This window comes from Enterococcus raffinosus (assembly GCF_018917525.1).
GTDB lineage: Bacteria > Bacillota > Bacilli > Lactobacillales > Enterococcaceae > Enterococcus_A > Enterococcus_A raffinosus_A.
In genome coordinates this window covers 1-8,375 of the sequence record NZ_JAHLOS010000069.1, presented here as the reverse complement: position 1 = coordinate 8,375, position 8,375 = coordinate 1, and the positions used below count along the sequence as shown (strand labels likewise).

Annotated in this window: 7 protein-coding genes and 1 other annotated feature; of the genes, 5 read left to right on the top strand and 2 right to left on the bottom strand. The window is 36.7% G+C overall.

The features are described from left to right. Positions 1–647 precede the first annotated feature (647 nt). The 3 genes from KQI58_RS21995 (at position 648) to serS (ending at position 4,074) form a co-directional block, all read left to right on the top strand. Positions 648–1,337, top strand: a complete 690-nt coding sequence (locus KQI58_RS21995) for a response regulator transcription factor (RefSeq protein ID WP_016179267.1) — start codon at positions 648–650, stop codon at positions 1,335–1,337. After that, positions 1,327–2,508 (top strand): sensor histidine kinase, encoded by a 1,182-nt coding sequence (locus KQI58_RS21990; RefSeq protein WP_216411072.1) that lies wholly within the window; start codon positions 1,327–1,329, stop codon positions 2,506–2,508. The genes KQI58_RS21995 and KQI58_RS21990 overlap by 11 nt, the downstream gene beginning before the upstream one ends. A gap of 31 nt (positions 2,509–2,539) precedes the next feature. After that, positions 2,540–2,749, top strand: a binding site (T-box leader). A gap of 44 nt (positions 2,750–2,793) precedes the next feature. Next, on the top strand, positions 2,794–4,074 hold the full coding sequence (gene serS / locus KQI58_RS21985; protein ID WP_216411071.1) for a serine--tRNA ligase: 1,281 nt from the start codon (positions 2,794–2,796) through the stop codon (positions 4,072–4,074). An 89-nt stretch (positions 4,075–4,163) separates the two neighbouring features. On the opposite strand, the gene guaB is transcribed toward serS, so the two are convergent. Next, on the bottom strand, positions 4,164–5,648 hold the full coding sequence (gene guaB, locus KQI58_RS21980) for an IMP dehydrogenase (protein WP_216411070.1): 1,485 nt from the start codon (positions 5,646–5,648) through the stop codon (positions 4,164–4,166). Between the two features lie 107 nt (positions 5,649–5,755). After that, positions 5,756–6,226 carry a MerR family transcriptional regulator gene (locus KQI58_RS21975; RefSeq protein ID WP_216411069.1) on the bottom strand — a complete coding sequence of 157 codons (471 nt, stop codon included), beginning with the start codon at positions 6,224–6,226 and terminating at the stop codon, positions 5,756–5,758. A gap of 143 nt (positions 6,227–6,369) precedes the next feature. Here KQI58_RS21975 and KQI58_RS21970 point away from each other — a divergent pair, with 143 nt between their 5' ends. Next, the gene (locus KQI58_RS21970; protein ID WP_216411068.1) at positions 6,370–7,836 is read left to right on the top strand and encodes an MDR family MFS transporter; all 1,467 of its coding nucleotides are present in this window, start codon (positions 6,370–6,372) and stop codon (positions 7,834–7,836) included. Beyond that, positions 7,833–8,282: a DUF4811 domain-containing protein gene (locus KQI58_RS21965; protein WP_253296090.1), complete on the top strand. Its 450-nt coding sequence runs from the start codon at positions 7,833–7,835 to the stop codon at positions 8,280–8,282. The genes KQI58_RS21970 and KQI58_RS21965 overlap by 4 nt, the downstream gene beginning before the upstream one ends. The last annotated feature ends 93 nt before the right edge of the window (positions 8,283–8,375 follow it).

Below are 8,375 nucleotides of genomic sequence, written 5' to 3'. Positions count from 1 at the left end.
CGCCAGCGTTCGTCCTGAGCCAGGATCAAACTCTCATAAAAAGTGTTTGAAACAGTCTTGCGACTGTTAAGCTCAATTGTAATAATTGACTTGCTAGCATATTGCTTGCTATGTTGTTTGCTTCTATATAATAGAAGCGCCCTACACATTTGGCTTGTTTTATTCGTTCAGTTTTCAAAGGTCTACATTGTTTGTCGCTTTGTTTCAGTAACTTTTAAATCATAACAGATTGCCGTTTTGATGTCAATAACTTTTTTGAATTTTTTTTCGAAGAAGTTGTTGCCATCGCTTTATGCGACTTTGATAGAATAACTGAAACCCATTCATCTGTCAATAACAATTTTAGGTATTCCGAAAAAATATTTTCTGTTTCAGAACATAAAATAATATAGCAGTTTTATAGGAATTGGTCAATGAAAAAATAAGGTTTTTATTCACTTTTTTTAAACCCGATGGATAAATAAAAATGTTGTGTTTTTGTTCGCTTTTTTGTTTAACCAACCAATTATTTCAAACTCTTAAGAAATTAATTTTCGTCATTTTATTTTTGATTTTTCCTTAACTCAAGGTACTGTGTTTCGCCTTCCTTCAATTTCTTTGGTAAAATAGGGATGTAATTATTTTTTATATGGACGGAGGAACATTTAATGAAAGTATTAGTTGCAGATGATGATAAAGAAATTGTCGAACTACTTAGTATCTATTTGCATAACGAAGGCTATGAAGTTGTAAAAGCATATGATGGAAAAGAAGCGTTAAGTAAACTTCGAACTACTAATGACATCGATCTACTATTATTAGATATTATGATGCCTGTAATGGATGGCATGCAAGTCGTAAAGGAATTAAGAAAGGAATCACAGATTCCTATTATTATGTTAACAGCTAAAACAACTGATATGGATAAAATCAAAGGTCTAGTTGCAGGTGCTGATGATTACGTAACAAAACCATTTAATCCTTTAGAAGTTATGGCGAGGGTAAAATCTTTATTGCGCCGTACTCAGATGCATGTCGCGGAGGATCAACCAGATATACTAGAAATCCAATCTTTGATTATTAATAAAGATTCCCATGAAGTAAAAACAGTCGATGGAAAAGAAATCCAATTAACTGCTCTGGAATTCGGTATCCTCTATTTATTAGCTAGTCATCCAAATCGTGTCTTTAGTGCTGATGAAATTTTTGAACGCGTTTGGAAACAGGAAAGTATCGTCTCAGCGAAAACGGTCATGGTTCATGTCAGCCACTTACGTGATAAGATCGAAGAAGCGACTGATGGTGAAAAAGTGATCCAGACCGTTTGGGGTGTGGGTTATAAGATTGATGCAAAATAAAGTTGAGAAAAAAAAGCGTATTACCCTTACATCAAAGGAAGTCAGTGAATTAATTGCCGAAGGAATCGTCACTGTAATCTTGTTGCTTCTATTAAACGTAGCAATTATGGTGCTATTCACTCAGATGCTTCAGAATTCTCCTGACTTAACTGATGCAATCTATCGTTCAAAAGACATCTTCGCTAATAACTTTGATAGTGATATATTTTGGAGTGGACGTAATTTTGTTATCCCTTTCTTTATTATTATTGATGGATTAGTTGTTTTTTGGCGTTTGATTCGGCGTTATCGACAAATGCAGCTCCGCCATATCATTAATGAGCTTCACTATATTGCAAATGGGAATTATAACTACCGAATTCCTTTCGAACTGCGTGGCGATCTTAGTAAAGTCGTCGACAGTATTAACGGCTTAGTTGATAGTACAGTGGCTGCTATTGAAGATGAGAGGGAGATCGAAAAATCCAAGGATGAGCTGATCACTAATGTCAGTCACGATATTCGGACACCTTTGACTTCAATTATTGGCTATCTTGGTTTGATTGAAGACGGTCAGTATCAAAGTAATGATGAAATCCTGAAATATACCAGTATCGCTTATAAGAAGGCAAAACAAATGAAGTCTTTAGTGGAAGATTTATTTGAATACTCTAAAGTTCGACAACCCTCTGTCCCTGTCAATAATGTGTCTTTTGATATGGTCCAGTTATTAGAACAATTAGCAGCAGACTTTGAGTTAGAAGCCAAGAAAAAAAATATTCAAATCCAAGTCGACACACAAGAAAGTCAATTGGTAATGGACGGTGACACAGAAAAACTTGTCCGGGTCTTTAATAATCTAATCACCAATGCCTTAAAATATGGTTCTGAAGCTAACAAAATAATTATCGAGATCGAGAAAGCAAAAAATGAAGCCGTCGTTACTGTCAAAAATAATGGGACGCCAATCCCTAGAGAAGCTCTTGATCAGCTATTTGATCGTTTTTATCGAGTTGACGGCTCTCGTTCACAAGAGATTAGCGGAACCGGATTAGGTTTAGCTATTGCACAAAATATTGTTAATCTTCACGGCGGTTATATCTATGCTCAATCAAATGAGTCTTGGACATCGTTCATTATTCACTTACCGCTTTATAAGAATCAAATAAAGTCTATACCGGATAATCATTGACTTTAAATTTTTGATTGCTTATACTGTTCTCAATAAGATATGCAGGAAACCAAGTACGTAGGTTTGTTTTTTTAGAGAGTTGATGGCTGGTGAAAATCAACAAAACAACTTAGGGAAATCCAGTTTCGCATACTGCGTTTTTTGAAAGAAAAACCGGGTAACGTCGATATCCGTTAATCAAGTGCAGCTTTAAGCTGAATTTGGGTGGTACCGCGAAATTCAACACTGTTTCGTCCCTGTTAATGGGATGAAACGGTGTTTTTTTATTTAAAGGAGGAAAAATCAATGCTAGATGTAAAAATGATCCGTAATAATTTTGCAGAAGTAAATGAAAAATTGGCAACTCGTGGCGTCAAAAAGGATGTCTTGGAGCGTTTCCTAGATTTAGACGAACAGCGCCGTCAATTATTAGTAAAAACAGAAGAGCTAAAAAAATATCGAAATGATGTTTCAAGCGAAATTGCTAAACTAAAACGTGAAAAAAATGATGCCACTGATAAAATTACCGAGATGAAGGAAGTCGGTGTAAATATCAAAGCTTTTGATACACAAGTAGCTGAGATTGATGCACAATTAACTGAGATCGCAACAACTTTGCCGAACCTCCCTCATGACTCTGTACCTATTGGTGATGATGAAGATGACAACGTCGAAGTACGTCGCTGGAGTAAACCGCGTCAGTTTTCTTTTGAACCAAAAAATCATTGGGATATTGCTGAAGAATTAGATATTTTAGATTTTGAACGCGGAGCAAAAGTAGCTGGTAGCCGTTTTGTTTATTACAAAGGGTTAGCTGCTCGTTTGGAACGCGCCGTATATAACTTTATGCTAGACGAACATGTCTATGAACAGGGATACACCGAAATGATTACACCTTATTTGGTGAATAGCAAAGCAATGTTCGGAACAGGACAATTTCCTAAATTTAAAGAAGATGTCTTCCAAGTTGAAGATCGCGATTTAACATTGATTCCAACTGCCGAAGTTCCATTGACAAATTACTATGCTGATGAAATTTTAGATGGAAAAGATTTACCGATCTACTTTACTGCTTTATCTCCTTCTTTCCGTTCTGAAGCAGGTAGTGCTGGTCGTGATACACGCGGATTAATTCGCCTGCATCAATTCCATAAAGTAGAAATGGTCAAGTTTAGTGATAAAGAGAATTCTTACGATGAATTAGAAAAAATGACTCAAAATGCAGAAATTATTCTACAAAAACTAAACCTACCTTATCGTGTTATCACTTTATGTACTGGTGACATGGGTTTTTCAGCTGCCAAAACCTATGATATTGAAGTATGGGTTCCTGCCCAAAATACTTATCGTGAAATCAGCTCATGTTCAAACTGTGAAGATTTCCAAGCACGACGCGCAATGATTCGTTATCGCGATGAAGACAGTAAAGTTCAATATGCGCATACCCTAAATGGATCTGGCTTAGCTGTTGGTCGAACCGTCACCGCTATTTTAGAAAACTATCAAAATGAAGATGGGTCAGTTACAATTCCTGAGGTATTAGTTCCGTATATGGGTAATGTAAAAGTTATTAAAAAAGAGGACTAACAACCAAAACTATCTTTCATTAAAAAAATAGCGACCTCATTGCGAGGTCGCTATTTTTAGATATCAATAATTCAAAATACCAATCTGTTTTATTGTTCAACTGAATAGTTTGGTGCTTCTTTTGTAATTTGAACATCGTGAGGATGTGATTCTTTTAAACCATTTCCGCTCATTTGAACAAACTGTGCATTTTCTCGTAAATGCTCTAAGTTTCCCGCACCAACATAACCCATACCAGCTTTCAATCCGCCAATCATTTGGAAAATAATATCCGCCGCCGTACCTTTATAGGCAACTCGTCCTTCAATACCTTCGGGAACTAATTTATTCGCTTCATTAACACCGCTTTGGAAATAACGATCACTTGAGCCTTTTTCCATTGCTCCTAATGACCCCATTCCTCGATAAGTTTTAAAACGACGACCTTGATAAATTTCAAATTCACCTGGAGATTCGTCTGTTCCAGCTAGCATTGAACCCAGCATAACGGCATGTCCGCCGGCTGCCAGCGCTTTTACGATATCTCCAGAATATTTGATGCCTCCATCAGCAATGATTGCTTTGCCGTATTGACGAGCAACAGATGCTGCATCATAGATAGCTGTCAATTGAGGCACCCCAACACCTGCAACGACCCGTGTTGTACAAATTGAACCAGGACCAATACCAACTTTAACAACATCTACACCTGCATCATATAACGCTTTTGCTCCTTCAGCAGTTGCAATATTTCCAGCAATTAAAGTAGCTTCAGGGAATGTTTCACGAATCTCACGGATTTTACGTAAAACTCCAGCACTGTGTCCATGAGCAGTATCAATTACAATGGCGTCAGCGCCTGCTTTCAACAAAGCTTCTGCTCGTTCAAAAGTATCACTAGTAACCCCGACTGCCGCAGCAACTAATAGGCGACCATGCTCGTCTTTCGCTGCGTTAGGAAACTCAATAACCTTTTCAATATCTTTGATTGTGATTAACCCGCTTAAGCGACCATCTTCATCAACGATTGGTAATTTTTCAATTTTATGTTTTTGCAGTGTTTTTTCTGCATCCTGTAATTTAGTGCCGACTGGCGCAGTGACTAAACCATCCTTTGTCATAACCTCATGGATTGGGATATCATAATCTGTTACAAATCGCATATCTCGGTTAGTAATAATACCGACTAATTTACGATTTTCAAGCGTTTCTACGATTGGCACACCACTAATACGATAGCGACTCATCAAATCTTCGGCATCTTGTACTTTATGTTCTGGTGTTAAGAAAAACGGATCAATGATTACACCGCTTTCCGAACGTTTTACTTTTCGAACCTCATCTGCTTGGGCAACAACACTCATATTTTTATGGATAACTCCAAGTCCACCTTGTCGAGCCATAGCAATCGCCATTTTACTATCTGTTACAGTATCCATACTTGCACTCATCAACGGGATATTCAGCTTGATATTTTTTGCCAATTGTACACTCATATCCACTTCATTCGGTAATACGTGACTCTCAGCTGGAATCAACAAAACATCATCAAATGTCAGACCTTTTTTTGCAAATTTCGTTTCCCAATTAGACATTGTTCGTTACCACTCCCCAGAATTATTTTTAATAAAAAAACTAACAGAATGAACGAGTGAAGTCAACAACTTGATGCAAAATCCTCATCTAACCTTTATCTTTCTATTTATTCAAACCATTTTTTTAGAAATTCTGCTGTGATTTCACTTTCTTTATCAATAATTTGATAGGTCGTTCTATTTGTTTCAGTGTCGCGAATCAAATAAAAACCTTCCTTATTTATAAAATTATCTAAATGAATCACCGTATAACGATCATCTACTTGCTGAATCCCCTTAAATACCTCGCGTAACAACAATTTGGCTTGATGGATATTCTTTTGTCGCTGTTGAGCTCTTTCCACTGATGCGTTCAATGTGTAGCCTTCATCTAAAAAATGCTTAATAATCTCTACCTTAACAACCATCGGTAATTCAAATTTACGATTACCGCTCTTTTCACCTGTCGATTCTATATATCCTTTTTGTTCCCAATAGCGAATTTGTCGGGGAGAAACCCCCGTCACTTTGCTTAATTCACTAATACCTACTAATAAATCATCACTTTCTAGGAGTTGCTTGACCGTACTATTTTCCACAATCCATCCCTCTCTTCATTTCTGATTATACTTTCGATAACAACCGTGTCAAGCAAGTTGACAAAAAAATCGAATAGCAGTAAATTTACAAACGAACATTTATTGTTTCTGAAAATTTTCAAAAAGAGAGGGGGCGTTAGATCGTGAGTAATAATCAAACGGTCGATATTTACGGAAAACCTTACAATCGTTCCTTATTAGTTGTTGTACTATTAATTGGGACCTTCTGTACGGTGTTAAATCAAACATTATTAACAACAGCTTTTCCAGCACTAATGAAAGCTTTTGATATATCTGCTTCTAGTGTTCAGTGGTTAACAACTGGCTTCTTGCTAGTAAATGGGATTATGATCCCAATCAGCGCATGGCTGATCAATAAATTTAGTTCAAAAAGATTGTATCTAACAGCGATGACAATTTTTTTGATCGGTACGATAACCTGTTTCATTGCTCCAAATTTTTCTACTTTATTAATTGGTCGTTTAATTCAAGCTGCAGGCGTAGGCATATCAATGCCTTTGTTGCAAAATATTATGTTGTCGATTTTCCCACCAGAAAAACGTGGTTCAGCGATGGGGATGGCAGGTATTGTTATCGGACTTGCTCCTGCCTTGGGGCCTACCCTTTCCGGTTGGATCATTGATCATTACACATGGCGTGATCTTTTCGGCATGGTAATTCCAATTGTCATTTTAGTTTTAGTCTTGGCAATCTTTTTAATGAAAAGCGTTATTCAATTATCTAATCCAAGTATTGACGTGTTATCAGCACTACTATCTACCGTTGGTTTTGGTAGTTTATTATATGGTTTTTCTTCTGTTGGTAACGATGGTTGGGACAGTCTAAAAGTTATTGGCTTCTTAATTATAGGTGTAGTTGTCATTGGTTTATTCGTATGGCGACAGTTACATCTAGAACACCCCTTCTTAGAACTGCGTGTTTTTAAATCCCCAACTTTTACAATTGCTGCTATATTGAGTGGTGTGGTAAACATGGCAATGGTTGGAGCAGAGATGGTTCTTCCTTTGTATATTCAAAATATTCGTGGTGAATCTGCCTTCCATTCCGGTTTGATGCTATTGCCGGGAGCTTTGATTATGGGGTTGATGATGCCGATTACTGGAGCAATCTTCGATAAACATGGTGCTAAAAGATTAGCAATCAGCGGTATGTTGATCTTAACAGCTGCTACCCTGCCTTTTGCTTTCTTAACGCAAGAAACTCCTGTTACAATGATTGTTATTCTTTATGCAATGCGGATGTTTGGTATATCAATGGTTATGATGCCTGTTACTACCTCTGGTATGAACGCTTTACCTATGAATTTGATTAGTCATGGTACTGCAGTAAACAACACTTTCCGTCAGGTTGCAAGTTCAATTGGTACGGCCGTTTTAATCAGTATTTTAACTAATGTCACAAAAGATAATTTACCAAAAGCAAGTTTGCTAAAATCTTTGCCTTTGTCTTATAAAGACCAAGCAATCAACGCCACATTATCTGGTTATCATGCTGCTTTCTTCGTAGCTGTAATTTTCGGACTAGTGGGCTTTATTATCACCTTCTTCTTGAAAAACAATAAAAAGATCGAAGGAGGGAATGTAAAATGATTTTTGTTATCACAATTATTAGCGTAATAGCATTTGCTTTAACAAATATTTTTGCTAAAAAAGCTTGGCAAACTATTCTATCAGTTATTTTTGCAACACTCTTTCTAGTTAGTCTAGGGTTCATTACTGCTAATGATCACTACCACTATGGTATGAAGAAAGTCACAGAGACAACTACTCAAACTTTGACTTCAACTGCAAATAATAAAGATATGAATACGTTACTTTATCAACCACTGGGTAACGGAACAGAAAAAGTTTATTTGTACAAAACGAATGAATCCCAGAAAGAGCCAAAAACAACAGGAACAAATCATGTCACCAATATTGTTAAAAAAAATCAAGCAAAATCTCAATTAGAAACAAAGAAAACCTATTGGATCTACAAAAACGCTGCTACAAAATTTTGGTTTAAATTTACTAGGACGTGTCTGAAAACCCAATAAAAATATGGTATGCTCTGATAAAAACGACTGGAGCAGGATAACGAATGGCACAACCACGACGATATGAACTGAGCGATGAGCAATGGGATCAGA